At 39.7% G+C, this 15,281-nt stretch carries 13 protein-coding genes and 1 riboswitch; of the genes, 9 read left to right on the top strand and 4 right to left on the bottom strand.

Going from position 1 to position 15,281, the window contains the following annotated elements; translation table 11 throughout:
* Nucleotides 1-19 precede the first annotated feature (19 nt).
* On the bottom strand, nucleotides 20-1,069 hold the full coding sequence (locus F4V57_RS10245) for a Rieske 2Fe-2S domain-containing protein (protein WP_070070242.1): 1,050 nt from the start codon (nucleotides 1,067-1,069) through the stop codon (nucleotides 20-22).
* Between the two features lie 107 nt (nucleotides 1,070-1,176).
* Here F4V57_RS10245 and F4V57_RS10240 point away from each other — a divergent pair, with 107 nt between their 5' ends.
* Nucleotides 1,177-2,100: a LysR family transcriptional regulator gene (locus tag F4V57_RS10240; RefSeq protein ID WP_070070241.1), complete on the top strand. Its 924-nt coding sequence runs from the start codon at nucleotides 1,177-1,179 to the stop codon at nucleotides 2,098-2,100.
* Between the two features lie 2 nt (nucleotides 2,101-2,102).
* On the opposite strand, the gene F4V57_RS10235 is transcribed toward F4V57_RS10240, so the two are convergent.
* Complete coding sequence (locus tag F4V57_RS10235) at nucleotides 2,103-2,432, bottom strand: DMT family transporter (RefSeq protein ID WP_070070240.1); 330 nt, start codon at nucleotides 2,430-2,432, stop codon at nucleotides 2,103-2,105.
* A 338-nt stretch (nucleotides 2,433-2,770) separates the two neighbouring features.
* Between F4V57_RS10235 and F4V57_RS10230 the strand changes: the two genes are divergently transcribed.
* Nucleotides 2,771-3,916: a GGDEF domain-containing protein gene (locus tag F4V57_RS10230; protein ID WP_070070239.1), complete on the top strand. Its 1,146-nt coding sequence runs from the start codon at nucleotides 2,771-2,773 to the stop codon at nucleotides 3,914-3,916.
* An 11-nt stretch (nucleotides 3,917-3,927) separates the two neighbouring features.
* On the opposite strand, the gene F4V57_RS10225 is transcribed toward F4V57_RS10230, so the two are convergent.
* Nucleotides 3,928-4,308 (bottom strand): RcnB family protein, encoded by a 381-nt coding sequence (locus tag F4V57_RS10225; protein ID WP_070070238.1) that lies wholly within the window; start codon nucleotides 4,306-4,308, stop codon nucleotides 3,928-3,930.
* Nucleotides 4,309-4,630: 322 nt separating this feature from the next.
* Nucleotides 4,631-4,731: riboswitch (guanidine-I (ykkC/yxkD leader) on the top strand.
* 63 nt (nucleotides 4,732-4,794) lie between these two features.
* Here F4V57_RS10225 and F4V57_RS10220 point away from each other — a divergent pair.
* The 3 genes from F4V57_RS10220 to uca are packed head-to-tail and all read left to right on the top strand — an operon-like array spanning nucleotide 4,795 to nucleotide 9,828.
* Nucleotides 4,795-5,535 (top strand): urea amidolyase associated protein UAAP1, encoded by a 741-nt coding sequence (locus tag F4V57_RS10220; protein WP_070070237.1) that lies wholly within the window; start codon nucleotides 4,795-4,797, stop codon nucleotides 5,533-5,535.
* A gap of 16 nt (nucleotides 5,536-5,551) precedes the next feature.
* Nucleotides 5,552-6,205, top strand: coding sequence for an urea amidolyase associated protein UAAP2 (locus F4V57_RS10215; RefSeq protein WP_070070236.1), 654 nt, complete (start codon nucleotides 5,552-5,554; stop codon nucleotides 6,203-6,205).
* Between the two features lie 11 nt (nucleotides 6,206-6,216).
* Complete coding sequence (uca, locus tag F4V57_RS10210) at nucleotides 6,217-9,828, top strand: urea carboxylase (RefSeq protein WP_070070235.1); 3,612 nt, start codon at nucleotides 6,217-6,219, stop codon at nucleotides 9,826-9,828.
* A 65-nt stretch (nucleotides 9,829-9,893) separates the two neighbouring features.
* On the opposite strand, the gene F4V57_RS10205 is transcribed toward uca, so the two are convergent.
* On the bottom strand, nucleotides 9,894-10,517 hold the full coding sequence (locus tag F4V57_RS10205; protein ID WP_070070234.1) for a glutathione S-transferase family protein: 624 nt from the start codon (nucleotides 10,515-10,517) through the stop codon (nucleotides 9,894-9,896).
* 350 nt (nucleotides 10,518-10,867) lie between these two features.
* On the opposite strand from F4V57_RS10205, the gene F4V57_RS10200 reads away from it, so the two are divergent.
* Genes F4V57_RS10200 through F4V57_RS10185 form a run of 4 tightly spaced genes read left to right on the top strand, consistent with a single transcriptional unit; the run spans nucleotide 10,868 to nucleotide 15,248 of the window.
* Nucleotides 10,868-11,302, top strand: a complete 435-nt coding sequence (locus tag F4V57_RS10200) for a CopG family ribbon-helix-helix protein (RefSeq protein ID WP_070070233.1) — start codon at nucleotides 10,868-10,870, stop codon at nucleotides 11,300-11,302.
* A gap of 9 nt (nucleotides 11,303-11,311) precedes the next feature.
* Nucleotides 11,312-13,105 (top strand): allophanate hydrolase, encoded by a 1,794-nt coding sequence (gene atzF / locus F4V57_RS10195; protein ID WP_070070232.1) that lies wholly within the window; start codon nucleotides 11,312-11,314, stop codon nucleotides 13,103-13,105.
* Between the two features lie 24 nt (nucleotides 13,106-13,129).
* On the top strand, nucleotides 13,130-14,161 hold the full coding sequence (locus tag F4V57_RS10190) for an ABC transporter substrate-binding protein (protein WP_070070231.1): 1,032 nt from the start codon (nucleotides 13,130-13,132) through the stop codon (nucleotides 14,159-14,161).
* A gap of 58 nt (nucleotides 14,162-14,219) precedes the next feature.
* On the top strand, nucleotides 14,220-15,248 hold the full coding sequence (locus F4V57_RS10185) for an ABC transporter substrate-binding protein (protein ID WP_070070230.1): 1,029 nt from the start codon (nucleotides 14,220-14,222) through the stop codon (nucleotides 15,246-15,248).
* Nucleotides 15,249-15,281: the final 33 nt, after the last annotated feature.

The following is a 15,281-nucleotide window of genomic DNA, read 5'->3' as shown; positions in this document are numbered from 1 at the left end:
ATCTGTTCATCAATATCTATTAAACAATGAAAAAATCACCAAAACCGGCTTTTTTAAGGCAGCGTCGTAACAAAATCGAGCTTCGATCAGCAGGAATGTGGGCTTCAAGTGCCAGATCAAGAGGCAGGCGTTCAGGTTTTTGGGTTTCAACCATTAAACGGTCTTCTTCAAAAATTTTTAGGTTGTACTCAATGATGTCATTAACATAATCATCCAGATCATAATTTTTGGCGATGGGTGCAAATAAGCGGGTTTTTCTGGCAGACACAGGACAGGCAGCATTCATGATGACCTGTTTGGCATCTTGTCTTAAATGAATGGTCAGTGTGGCAGTAAATGGTACGTGTAGTTCAAAATGACGTAGAACCCGAAAATCTTCAGTCTTTTTGAAATCATCACTGGCTGGATAATCACCTACAGTACTCCAGTAATCTGCCATAAAGCCAAACTCGGTTTCCTTGGGTGAATAATCCGGTACCACCTGATTGTCTGGATCAGCGAATGTGCCTGAATGTACCCAGGCAAAATGTGCCACATCCAGAAAGCCTTCGACCTGACGACCAGCAAAGGCTTCAATATCGACAGGAGGACACACCACTTGCTGGACACCTGTTTCATCCCAGAGCGGCATAAACGGTATGACCTGATTTTCTGGAGTCAGGCAGGTCCAGACCAGACCATATTTAAGCTGGGTCGGATAAGTGATTAAATTCAGTTTGGCAGGAATTGCCTGATCCGGGCTGGAGGGTATGCGGTTACAATGTCCTGCTTCACCAAAGCGTAAACCATGATAGGGACAGACAATGCCTTCACCATCATGATGACCTAACGTCAGTGGCACACCACGATGCGGGCAGACATCTTTTGCTACAACAATTTCGTGGTTAATTTTATAAATCACCAGATTTTCATCCAGTAAAGTGGCTTTGACGGGTTGAGCATCAATATCCTGAATTCTTGCGATCGGATACCAGTATTTGGCCAGTTTAAACCAGTCATCGGCAGAAAATGTACAATGACTTGGAAGTGTTAAAGAATGATGTGGAATGGCGGCTGTGGGAGCATTCATGGCTTAATATCTCAATGGCGAATTTGGCTAAAAATATTATTATGTAAATATAAGAGTTTCGTCTATTATAATGATTTGAAGTTCTCATTCGGTTTTTTAGAACAGTTATGCATGCACCTTTTTCCAGATTTTCTGAATATTTTCTAGCAGTTGCACGAACGGGCAGTTTGCGTAAAGCCGCAGATAGTTTGTATATCTCGGTTTCTGCTGTGCATCGGCAAATTGTACTGGCAGAAGAAGAACTGGGTGTGGAATTGTTTGAACGTTTTCCAAATGGTATGAAACTGACCCTGGCAGGTGAGTTGTTATATTCAGATTTACGCAAATGGCAAAAAGATTTTCGGCAAACCTGTATTCGCTTTGATGAAATTCAGGGCTTAAAGCGTGGCACCATAGAAATTGGTACGGTGGAGGCTTTGGCAGAAGGCATACTGGTAGATTGTATTGCAGCCATGTCTGAAGAATTTCCATGGATTAATTTTCAGATTAATGTCAATACCAGTGAGCGAGTAGCACAGTCTATTGCCAATACAGAGGTGGATTTTGGTCTGGTGCTGGATCCGAAACAGCATGCCCATCTGGATGTATTGGCTTTTGTAGAAATTCCAATTGGGATTGCATTTGCGCCGACACACGAATTGGCAAGTAAAAAAAATCCCAAACTATCTGACACACTGGACTATAAACATATTATTGCTGATGCACCGCTGGTCATTCAGGATCGTGTGGATGCCATCTATCGACATCATCAGCTCAGTCCATTACATACTCTGGTGTGTAATGATATCGAGATGATTCGATCATTGTTAAAGCGTGGATTGGGTATTTCTATTGTCAGTTATCTGGATGTGATTAATACGGTTAAAGCCAATCAATTAATCTTTATTCCGATAAAAAATAAAAATTTACAACCCATCACATTGGCATTGTGTACGGCTTCCAAACGACAGCTTTCACGTGCGGCACAAGTCATGCTCAAATATATCACCACAGCAATGAATCATCTGGTCAATGATGATGAGCATTATTAATTTTATAAATGCGTACTTTTTGAAAATACATTAATCACAATAATGCCAGTAATCATTAATCCCAGTCCAATAAATGCAGGTAAATCAAGGTGCTGTTTAAAGAAAATCCAACCAATGGTGGAAATTAAAATAATGCCTGCACCAGACCAAATCGCATAAGCAATACCAACTGGAATAGTTTTTAAAGTTAAGGATAAGCAAAACAATGCAATACTATAGCCAATAATTGTCACTAATGAAGGTATCAGAATGCTAAAGCCATTGGATGCTTTGAGTGCAGAAGTTGCAATCACTTCAGCAATAATTGCAATGACCAAATATAAATAAGACATAAAAATCGACCAAGTACAGGAATATAATGATTGTAAAACAAATATTAAGTTTTTGGCGTTAACCCAAAAGGGGTAAATTATTAATCAAGCATTTGTATTGTAAAGTGAAAAATAAATATAAAATATGATCAAAGGATCAGTATCGATGTGGTAATCATATCAATTTTGTCTCACGATAAAAATTCTTCAATTTAAATTTACTCACAAGTTATTCAGGCCAAACAAGTTTCTTGACTGACAAAAGATTTATCCTTGGTTAGTGCTAAAGATTTAAGCGAAATCAGGTATAATTTTGTCATATTTTTAACAGATACGGTTTTGAGCCTGTTTCAAATCAAATGAAAATTAACTCTGTATACCAAACATTAGGTGAACAACTTAATATTAATGAAAGTGAGATCCGGCAACGTAAAATGTTACTGGGCTTAAACTCTATGGATGAAAAAATATTATTTAGTGTTTATCCCAATGTAGAACATGCCATTGCCAAAACTGTTGCACATTTTTATGAAAAACAAATAGAAATAGATGATATTGCTGTAATTATTGGTGATGCTGATACATTGGCTCGTTTGACAACAGCCATGAATCGCTATGTTCAGGAAGTTTTTCTTGGAAAATATGAAACAGAATATACCAATAACCGATTAAGAATTGGATTAATTCACAAACGGATTGGTGTTTCTCCCAAGTATTATCTTTCCTCATTACTTTCCCTCAAACAGCATTTATTTAGCATGCTGGATGAATGTGTTACAGATCCTCATACCTGTCAGCAGACAAAATACTCACTGGATAAAGTCTTGATGTATGACTGCCAACTGGTTTTTGATGCTTATTTTCGGAGCATGTTACTGGAAGTTGAAGTGGCTCGGGATCGTGCAGAAAAACATGAAATGGAACTAGAAACTATTGTCGCAGATCGTACCCGTGAACTTGAAGATCTGGTTCGCAAAGATGCATTGACTGGATTATGGAATCGACGCCATTTCATTGAAGAATTATTTTGTGAAATTGTTAAATCCAAACGAGATGAAAAATATCTTAGCGTCATTTATATTGATCTGGATGGCTTTAAAAAATTAAATGATTCCAAAGGTCATTCGGCTGGTGATGAATTACTGATTATTTTTGGCAAAATGCTGATGAGCATTTGTCGTGAAGAAGATACTGTAGCCCGCATGGGTGGAGATGAATTTGTGATCTTATTGCCCGGATTACAAACAGAACAAACAGTAGAAATAGCACAAAGAATGTTGAATTGGATTGACCACGATCATTATGGCATCTCCATGAGTATTGGTATTGCAACTGCGGGTAAAAATAAATGGCCTGAATCGCCAGAAAAACTGCTGGGATTAGCCGATGTTGCCATGTATCAGGCCAAAAAAAATGGTGGTTCACAATACATGATTGCAGATGATATTCCGGTCGTTGATCCTGTGACATTGCAGACACTTAATCAGCAAAGTCAGAATGCCTAAAAATTAATAAATTATTCATGAACAATTTTTAAAATGGTATTGGTCATGACGTTAATCAACATATAACGATCATTGACCTTAATCCATTGTTGATAACGTGTGGGCTGAGATAGTCTGTTATTCTGTGTGTAATCTACCTGAGCAGCGTTAAATTTATATTGATCCGGTAGCGTTTTACCCACTCGCCATGCATTTGATCCTTGTTGCGGGTTTGGATGATCACGAAAGTTATTCGAATGACGATAATCACGATCCATTGGACGCTGTGGTCTTGTATCTCTAAATCGTTCGGCATGAGGATGGGGAGATACATTGGGTCCAAAATCTTCAGGCCTAGCAAAGGTCGGTTGTATCACTAAAATGGATAAACCTGTAACAATTGTATAAGCCATAAATTTGATCATTTGAAACCTAATAAAATTTCATTGCGTGTGAATCATACTAAAAAACACACAAGAATGCGTAATGAATATAAGTTTATCGCTATGTGAATAGTATGAAGAAATCGTGAATAGCGAAATGATGACTCGTTAATTTATTTAAAACTGATATGCGTAAAAAAGAAATAATACTTTTTGAGATAAAAATACCTTATTTGCCAAATAGTAGTGCATAAAAACAAGGGATAAAAGCTTTCTGCACCAATTTAGTATTACTTTTTAAAGAAATAGTAATACTAAATTGGCATAAGCTTTGCTTTTCATTATTTAACAGCAAAAAGTGATCTAGGGTTCCGATGTTGCCACAAGTAGCATGACTGGACCGAGAGATGACGGTTCGTAAGAACTACACGGAGGGATAAAAGCCCGGGAGGTCAGGAGATAAATGTTGATTGATTTATCTCTAAAACTGAAACGATTTATCCGCAAGGAGTTGTTATGAACACATCAAGCTATCATGAGCAAAAGGCAATCTGGCAAGAAGTATTACCCGGTGGTCATCACTGGTCAGGACGAATACCAAAAGGCACGGTTTTACAATTTGAAGCATTGGGTGCCAATGCCAATGTGTCTTTATATTGTGTCAATGCACAGGAAAAACTGGAACGGTTTAATATGCCGGACAGTTTAAAGGCACAGCATACGGCATATTTAAGCACGGGCAATGTGTTGTATTCCGATCTTGGTCATGTGATGGCATCAATTGTCCGTGATGATCATGGCTGGAATGATGCGATGTGTGGACCAAGTACCGCCGGACAGATTGCAGCACATTATGGCAAGCAGACTTTTCAGGATGCACGTAATGCCATGTATCAAAATGGCTTGGACAGTTTGCTGGTCGAGATGACGAAATTTTCTTTAGGCATTCAGGATTTGACCGCTACGCTGAATTTATTCTCCAAAGTTGCACCCAATGATTCAGGTGCATTGTCTTATTGTGATTCGGATAATTCAGGGCAAATCATCGAATTGCGTTTTGAAATGGATTGTCTGCTGTTTTTATCTGCTGCACCACATGCTTTGGACGTTTCGGGTAGTTATCAGCCTGCCGATATTCAACTGCGTTTATTTAAAGCCTGGCCATTACAACAACAGGATATTTGTCGGGATTCATGCCGGCAAAATCAGAATGGTTTTGCCAATAATCAGCGTTATTTTGCATTAGACAATTATTAATATCAGGAGAATAACAATGACAAATTTGGCATTACAACATTTTGACCATGCACAATTGAGTGAAATCTGTCCGGCTGGCGAAGCATGGATGTGTGAAGTCAAAAAAGGACAATATTTCCGTATTGTTGATCTGGAAGGCAATCAGGCAGTGGACACCTTGTTTATCAGTGCAACCAATCCGCAAGAGCGATATAGCGCAACTGATACTATTGCACAAAACCAGCAAATTTATCTGGAAAAGGACACCACGCTCTATACTAACTTTGCCAATCCGATTGCCACCATTGTCGATGATAATTGTGGGCGGCACGATACGCTGGGTGGTGCCTGTTCCTGTGAAAGTAATACCGTGCGTTATTCACATGATAAATATCCGATGCACAGTTGCCGCAATAATTTTATGTTTGCTTTGGCAACGCACCCAGTCGCCAAAAAATATGCTTTAAATGTGCGCCATATTGGACCCAATATTAACTTTTTTATGAATGTTCCTGTGACTGCCGATGGTCATCTGAAATTTGATGACGGGATTTCTGCACCGGGTAAATATGTAGAAATTCAGGCTGAGATGGATTTGATCGTTTTAATTTCAAATTGTCCACAATTGAACAATCCCTGTAATGCCTATAACCCGACACGGATTCAACTGATCGTGCGTGATGCAGAATAAGGGGTAAATCCATGTTTAATAAAGTTCTGATTTCCAATCGTGGGGCGATTGCCTGCCGAATTATTCGTACTCTAAAACATCTTGGGATTCAGTCGGTTGCGGTATATTCTGAAGCAGATCGGGATTCGCTGCATGTTAGTCTGGCTGATGAAGCATTTTGTATTGGTGCAGCACCAGCCAGCCAAAGTTATCTGAATGTAGAAAAAATTCTGCAAGTGGCACTGGATAGTGGTGCCAATGCCATTCACCCCGGCTATGGTTTTTTATCGGAAAATGCCGAATTTTGTGATTTGTGTGAACAGCGTGGCATTGCCTTTATCGGGCCAACTTCTCAGCAAATGCGAGAGTTTGGTTTAAAACATACTGCCCGTGAACTGGCAATCCAAAGTCAGGTACCATTATTACCGGGTAGTGCTTTATTGGCAGATGAAGCCGAAGCCTTAACCGAAGCTGCAAGAATTGGTTATCCAGTGATGCTGAAAAGTACTGCAGGTGGTGGTGGCATTGGTATGCGTCTGGTCTGGAGTGAGGCTGAATTAAAAGAAGCTTATGCCACCGTGTCCTATCTGGCACAAGCCAACTTTAAGGATGCTGGACTTTATCTGGAAAAATTTGTTCAGCATGCCCGTCATATCGAGGTGCAAATTTTTGGTGATGGTCAGGGCAATGTGCTGGCACTCGGCGAACGGGATTGTTCAGTTCAACGCCGTAATCAAAAAGTAATTGAAGAAACACCGGCACCGCATTTAAGCGATACACAGCGTCATGTGCTGCAAAAAATTGCCATTCAACTAATGCAATCGGTAAATTATCGTTCGGCTGGTACAGTTGAATTTGTGATGGATACACAGACACAGGAATTTTACTTTTTAGAGGTGAATACACGTTTGCAGGTTGAACATGGTGTGACCGAACAGGTGTTTGGGGTTGATCTGGTTGAATGGATGGTGAATTTAGCCAGTGGTGATTTAGTGTTACCTGAGCAATTGGATTCACCACAAGGACATTCGATTCAGGTACGCTTATATGCCGAAGACCCGATTAAAAATTTTCAGCCTAGCGCAGGTTTATTGACAGAAGTAGAGTTTGACCCGAATGCACGGATCGAAACTTGGGTTGAAACTGGTTCTTCTGTGTCGTCTTTTTACGATCCAATGATTGCCAAAATCATTGTCACGACTGCTGATCGTGAGCAAGCAATTCAGGCAATGTCCGATACACTGGCAAATACCAGCATTGCTGGGATTGAAACCAATCTGGAATATTTACAGGAAATCGTGGCTGGTGAGGTGTTTAAAAGTGGCAGACAAACCACACGCTTTTTAAATGACTTTGTTTGGAAAACCCAAAAAATCGAAGTGTTACAGGCCGGGATTCAAACTGCGGTGCAGGATGTTACAGGACGTCTGGGGTATTGGGATGTAGGCGTACCACCATCAGGTGCGATGGACCCTTTAAGTCTAAATATGGCCAATCAGTTACTTGGCAATCCGTTTAATACTGCTGGTCTGGAATGTACCTTGCAAGGGCCGACCTTAAAATTTCATTGTGATAGCCAGATTGTCCTGACTGGTGGTGAGATGCAGGCCACGCTGGATGGTGAAAAACTTGCCATGTATAGCACGATTGCCGTGAAAAAAGGGCAAGTGCTGAAATGTGGCAAAGTTATTACAGGCTGCCGTAGTTATATCGGAATTAAAGGTGGTTTGAAATTACCTGAATACCTAGGCAGTCAGGCGACGTTTACACTGGGGCAATTTGGTGGTCATGCCGGGCGTAATGTATTGATCGGTGATATGTTACCGATCACGGAAATGCCTGTAGTACAGCAACAACAAAACGGTCTGCCTGCACAACAGATACCGCAATTTGCTCAGCATTGGCAAATTGCAGTGATGTATGGCCCACATGGAGCACCGGATTTCTTTACCCCTGAGGATATTGATACTTTCTTTGCGCATGAATTTGAAATTCATTACAACTCCAGTCGTACCGGAATTCGTTTAATCGGTCCAAAACCGCAATGGGCAAGAACCGATGGTGGGGAAGCTGGTTTGCACCCATCAAATATTCATGACAATGCCTATGCGATTGGTGCGATAGATTTTACCGGTGATATGCCGATTATTCTGGGGCCTGATGGTCCAAGTCTGGGTGGTTTTGTCTGTCCTGCTGTAGTGGTGCATTCTGAATTATGGAAACTTGGACAACTCAAAGCCGGTGATAAAGTCAAATTTATTCCGATTAGTTATGCACAGGCGCAAACATTAAACTTTGCTTATCGTGATCTGATACAAAGCAAAGATGTCGCTGATATAGCCCAATTACCGAAGATTGAGATTGAAACAGCTACCTTAAAAGATGCGGTACTGGCTACTTTGGACGGACAGGGTGATGCCCCTCAAGTGGTGTATCGTCCGGCAGGCAACCATTATCTCTTGGTTGAATATGGTGATTTGGTACTGGATCTTAATCTTAGATTTAGAATTCATGCTCTGATGCAATGGGTTAAGGATCAACAGATTGAAGGCATTATTGATCTCACGCCGGGGATTCGTTCGCTGCAAATTCATTTTGATTCAACTATTTTAGATCAAAAACAGTTGCTGGATTTATTGCAGCAGGCAGAAACGCAATTACCTGATGTAAAAAATATGCAGGTGCCGTCACGAACTGTTTATTTACCATTAGCGTGGGAAGATTCACAAACTCAGCTTGCCACCGAAAAATATACCCAACTGGTTCGAGCTGATGCGCCGTGGTGCCCCGATAATGTCGAATTTATTCGTCGTATTAATGGGTTGGTATCGAAACAGGAAGTTAAGGATATTGTCTATAACACCAATTATCTGGTGATGGGCTTGGGTGACGTATATCTTGGTGCGCCAGTGGCGACACCACTTGATCCACGGCATCGTCTGGTGACCACCAAATATAATCCGGCACGCACATGGACACCTGAAAATGCAGTCGGTATCGGGGGTGCTTATATGTGTGTTTATGGTATGGAAGGACCGGGTGGCTATCAGTTTGTTGGACGTACCACGCAAATGTGGAGCCGTTACCGTAAAAACGCCAACTTTGCAGCCGATAAGCCGTGGTTATTACGTTTCTTTGATCAGATTAAATTTTATGAAGTCAGTGAAGCAGAATTACTCAGTATGCGCGAAGACTTCAAGGCTGGACGCTTAAGCATTCGCATTGAAGAAGGTGTACTCAACCTAAAACAATACAATGACTTTTTGACCGAGCATCAAGACAGTATTCATGCCTTTAAACAGGTGCAACAGCAAAATTTTGAAGCGGAACGTCGTCGCTGGCATGAAGCAGGTTTGGCAGAATATGTGTCGGATTCGCTGGATGAAGTCGAAGATGATAGCGCAGTGATTATTCCGGAAAATGGTTTGGCGGTAGAGTCACACATGCCGGGTTCAATCTGGAAAGTTGAATGTGCAGTCGGTGATATTGTTGAGGAAGGGCAGATCTTGGCGGTGATTGAAGCTATGAAAATTGAAATTCCAATTGTTGCACCAGAAAAAATGAAAGTACATGAAGTGCTGGCAGAAAAAGGTCATACTGTGAAGACCGGACAGGTGTTGTTTACTTTATCCTTAATGGATTGAGCATGCGATGAGTCATATTTTAATATGACTCATTTTTCATTTTAAAGATAAAATTTTAACAAAGCCTAGTCATTGCTATAATGCTGTAGTTTTGGCATTGTCTTAAATTTCGGTAATAGTTCAATTCGTTTAAGCCAGTGGCAAATCGTAGGGTAAGGTACCAAAGAAATTCCCCCTTCAGGGATATGTGCAATATAAGCATAACAAGATAGATCGGCAATGGTTATGTTTGCAGTTGCTAACCATTTTCGTTGTTGTAAGTGCTGTTCAATAAATACCAATATTCTTTTTGCAATTGTTTGCGCATGTTCTAAATTTTCCTGATAATCCCATTGCTTCACTGCTCGCGCAATTGCACAACCATACTTTATTTCACCTGCGGCAATGGACAGCCATCGTTGAACTTCTGCGGCATCTACTGGATTGTCAGGTAACCAGTGGCTGTTGGGTGCATACTGTTTTGCTAGATAAATTAAAATTGCATTACTGTCAGTAATAATTTTTTGGTCATCAATTAACAGTGGAATTTGTTGCAAGGGATTTAAATGCCTAAACGTTTCTGTTGTTCGTATTTCACTTGGTGCATGAATAATTTCATAAGGCAAATCGAGAAATAACAGGAATTGTTCAACTTTATGACAGTGTCCAGACAATGGTGTCGAATATAAAATAATTTTTTCCTGTTGCATACAGAGGGTATTCCTTAAATTTGATGATGCTTATGGTATCAATCATAAAAAATAGAGCTTTTTAAAAGCATCTATCTCATCATAACCTTTGTTCTGATCAAATATAGTGCAATTTTCTTTAATTTTTAAATGATTTGCTTTTCTAAAACTGGCATAAATCATGCTTAATAAGATAAGTATTACGAAATCTACAAAAAGTAATATTAAGGAGAGAATATGAGCCGTTTCCTCAGTCACAATCGTCGGTTTGTAATATGGCTTTTACAGCGATTAGCTCGGATTTTTACTGCACGCGCCCGTTTTTATCAGACATACTATGATGATTTAAATAGACGTTAAGGTACAAATCAATGGCAAAACAAAAACTTACCCGAATTAGTATTACTGTTCCAGAAGATACTTTAGAGGCACTGGATCAGATGATTATTCAGCAGGGTTTTGATAGTCGTTCTCAGGCATTGGTCGATATGATTAATCATCGTTTAGTGGAGCAACAGGCTGTCACCAATGCGGTCATGGCTGGAACATTAACCTTATTATACGATCGTAACTTTACCAATATTCGTTTGCAGGTTGCAGATCTACAACATGAATATCTGGAACAAGTGATTAGTTCCCTCACGGTGCAACTAGATCAAAATAAAATTTTGGAAGTCATGCTGTTACAAGGCGTAAGTAGTGATTTACAACAAATAAGCCAGCAATTTATTGCAATAAAGGGTGTGGTAAAAGGGCATCTTGAATTAATGGAGGCCGTTATGCCGCCATTACAACAAAACCAGTAGGATTAAACCGTGCAAGAATTTTGGACACTACAGGATTGGCGTACTGCCTATCAGGAGAAATACTTCGAACTTGATGATTTATATGCTTATGTCACAAGTATCGATAATCATAACCATGCATGGATTTCTCTGGCAAGTCGGGAGCAGTTACAACAGCAGATTGACGTCTTAAATCATCAAGATTCTAAAGTATTACCTTTATACGGCATACCATTTGCGGTGAAGGACAATATTGATGTTGCAGGATTCTATACTACTGCGGCCTGTCCTGATGCTGCTTACATGGCTGAGCAAGATGCAACGGTGGTGGCGAAATTAAAGCAGGCTGGTGCAATTGTAATTGGCAAAACTAATTTGGATCAGTTTGCCACAGGATTGGTTGGCATACGTTCTCCTTACGGTGCAGTGCAAAATAGTTTTAATCCAGAGTATATCAGTGGTGGTTCCAGTTCCGGTTCATCGGTTGCAGTGGCGAAAGGGCAGGTGCCTTTTGCTTTGGGTACCGATACCGCAGGCTCGGGTCGTGTGCCGGCTGGACATAATAATATTGTGGGATTGAAACCGACTAAAGGGTGGTTTTCCAGTCAAGGTTTGATTCCGGCTTGTCGTTTAATTGATGTGATTTCAATTTTTGCCCTTAATGTAGATGATGCTTGGGAAGTTGCACAAATCATGCAGGGTTATGATGCAGGAGATGATTATTCTCGTCATCACCCGGAAAATGTAGCAGCCTCTTTTTCTAAATATAAAATTGCCATTCCAAAGCAGTTACAGTTTTATGATGATGTAGAAAGTCATTATGCTTTCCAACAGGCAATTCTGAAAATTAAGCAACTGGGTTATAAAGTAGAGGCGATTGATTTTTCAATTTTTAATGAATTAGCAGCATCATTATATAACAAGGCTTGGGTAGCAGAACGTACAGTTGCGGTAGAGCGATTGGTGACACGTGAACAATGTCATCCAGTAATTGCACAAATCATTGCACAGGCAGACCAGTTTAAAGCCACTGATGTGATGCAGGCAGAATATGATCGTGCTCATTTACAACGCCAGATACAAACTGTATTGGCAAATTATGATGCTTTAATGGTGCCAACTGCACCGACTATTTATACCATTGAGGCGGTTGAAGCTGATCCAATCAATAAGAATAGTCAGATGGGGGCTTATACCAATTTTGTCAATTTGGCAGATTTAAGTGCTTTGGCTTTACCTAATGTTATTCGTGCGGATGGTTTACCCTCTGGTGTTACCTTTATTGCACCAGCTTGGCAAGATCAGGCATTGGCTCGTTTGGGACAACAGTGGCAGGAACTAAGTAATTTAGCAGTCGGTTGTTCAGTACAAACAAATGCTAAATTTTATCAGCCAAGTTTGCCGATTGAGTCTTCACATTATGTTCGTTTGGCAGTGGTAGGCGCACATTTAAGTGGTATGCCACTTAATTTTCAACTGACCACACGACAAGGGGTATTACTGCAAAAAACACAGACCTCGGCACATTATCAATTGTATGCCTTAAATAATACCACACCACCCAAACCCGGTTTGCAATATGTCGAGCAAGGAGATTGTATTGCGGTAGAAGTATGGGAAATTCCAAATGCACTATTTGGTGCAATTGTTGCCGAAGTGCCAGCACCATTAGGCATCGGCAATGTGCAATTACAAGATGGCTCATGGGTAAAAGGCTTTATTTGTGAGGCTTATGCACTTCAGGATGCTATCAATATCAGCCATTTCGGTGGGTGGCGAAATTATATCGCTGCAAGCCAATCTTCTTCTCAAGCAAGTCGCTGAATTTCCATTTTTGGGAGAAATGACATGATTAATCGTACAGCAACACTTACTTTATCAGTAATTTTGGGTATGTTGCTCACAGCTTGTGACAATACTGCCAAGACCCCAGATACTCAAACAAAATCTGAACAATCAAGCACGACAAATAGTAAACCCATCACCATTGGCTATAGTGACTGGCCGGGTTGGGTAGCATGGCAAATTGCCATCGATAAAGGTTGGCTCAAAGAAGCCGGTCTAAATGTTGATTTTAAATGGTTTGATTATTCTTCTTCACTAAATGCTTTTTCTGCCAATCAACTAGATGCTGTGATGGTGACCAATGGTGATAATTTAATCACTTCTAGTGGTGGTACCAAAGGTATCATCATCATGGCAACCGATTATTCTGCTGGTAATGATGTGATTATTGCTAAAGATGGCATTAATAATATTGCTGATCTAAAAGGTAAGTGGATTGCAACAGAAAAAGGTCTGGTCGATCATTTACTGTTATCCACTGCACTGGATGATGCCAAAATTCCTTTGTCTGATATTAAATTGGTGAATTCTGTGACCAATGAATTACCACAGGTTTTTGCCAGTAAAGATATTTCGGCAATTGCAGTATGGCAACCTGTTGCAAGTCAGGCACTGAAATCTGTTGCTGGTTCAAAAATTATTTATACTTCCAAAGATAAACCGGGGTTAATTTACGACACGGTATCCGTCAATATGAATAGTTTGACGCAGAATAAGGAACAATGGACGAAATTTGTTCAGGTGTGGGATAAGGTAGTGAATTATATTCAAGATCCTAAAACACATGATGATGCGGTAAAAATTATGGCCAATCGAGTAGGTGTGGATCCTAGCCAATATGCAAAAATGATTGATGGTACACATTTTTTAAGTTTGCAGGAAAACAAAAAAGTCTTTGCCAAAGGAGCAGCGCTGGACTCCATTTATGGTTCAAGCTATCACGTCAATGAATTTAATGTGAAGAATGGAATTTATCAAACTCTTGTTGATGTAGATAGCTTGATTGATCCAACAATAGTACAAGGATCAAATTAAGTCATTAAAAAGATTTTATCGTGGTAATGCTTTTATCTATTTTTGGATGGAAATAAATATGATGCGTGTTTTGACTTTATCTGCTTCAATTACATTAAGTTTGATGCTTGTTGCCTGCGATAATACAGCGAAAGTACCTCAAGCAAAAACTGACTCAACCACAACAGCAGCGACATCAACCCCTTTAGTTATTCCTTATAATGAATTTCCAAGTTCGATGGTTTGGCAACTTGCCCTTGAAAAAGGCTGGATCAAAGAAAGTGGCGTTAATGTAAAATTTGAATATTTTGCTGATTATGCATCTTCAATTGATGCATTTTTAGCAAGGAAACTTGATGCGAACATAGTGACGAATGGGGATAATTTTATGCTTTCCTCAGGCGGTACCAAAGGTGTAATTATTTTGGCCGTTGATTATTCCAATGGAACAGATGTTATTCTTGCAAAACCGGATATTCATTCATTACAAGATTTAAAAGGTAAAACCGTTGCCTTTGAAAAAGGTTTGGTCAGTGATTTACTTTTTAATACTGCACTTGCAGATCATCATCTCGATCCAAAAGATTTTAAAGTGCTTAATGCCTCTACCTCACAATTATCACAGGTGTTTACCAGCCCTGATGTTTCTGCGGTTGTATTATGGCAACCTATGGCAAATCAGGCATTAAAAGCTGTTCCCGGTTCTAAGGTGATTTATTCATCAAAAGATAAACCTGGTTTAATTTACGACACCTTATCAGTTAATGCACAAAGTCTTGAAACAAGAAGAGAAGACTGGAAGAAACTGATTATTGCTTGGGATAAAGCAGTTAATTATTTAAATGATCCAAAGACCAGAGATGATGCCATCAATATTATGGCAAAGAAAGCGGGGATTTCCACCACAGAATTTAGCGAAATGATAGATGGTGTACATATATTGAGCTTGCAAGAAAATAAAAAAGTTATGCAAAAAAATAAAGAATTAAGTTCCTTGTATGGATCTTCTTATAATGTCAATGAATTCAATTTAAAAAATGGTATTTATAGTAAATCTGTAAATGTGGATGGGGCAATTTACCCAGATATAGTAAATGAATTACCCTAAATTCATAGCTGCCTTAATTTGATATTAAGTTCA

Source organism: Acinetobacter qingfengensis, from assembly GCF_008693185.1.
In the GTDB taxonomy this organism is placed as follows: Bacteria; Pseudomonadota; Gammaproteobacteria; order Pseudomonadales; family Moraxellaceae; genus Acinetobacter; species Acinetobacter qingfengensis.
This window is presented reverse-complemented; position numbering and strand designations above follow the sequence as displayed.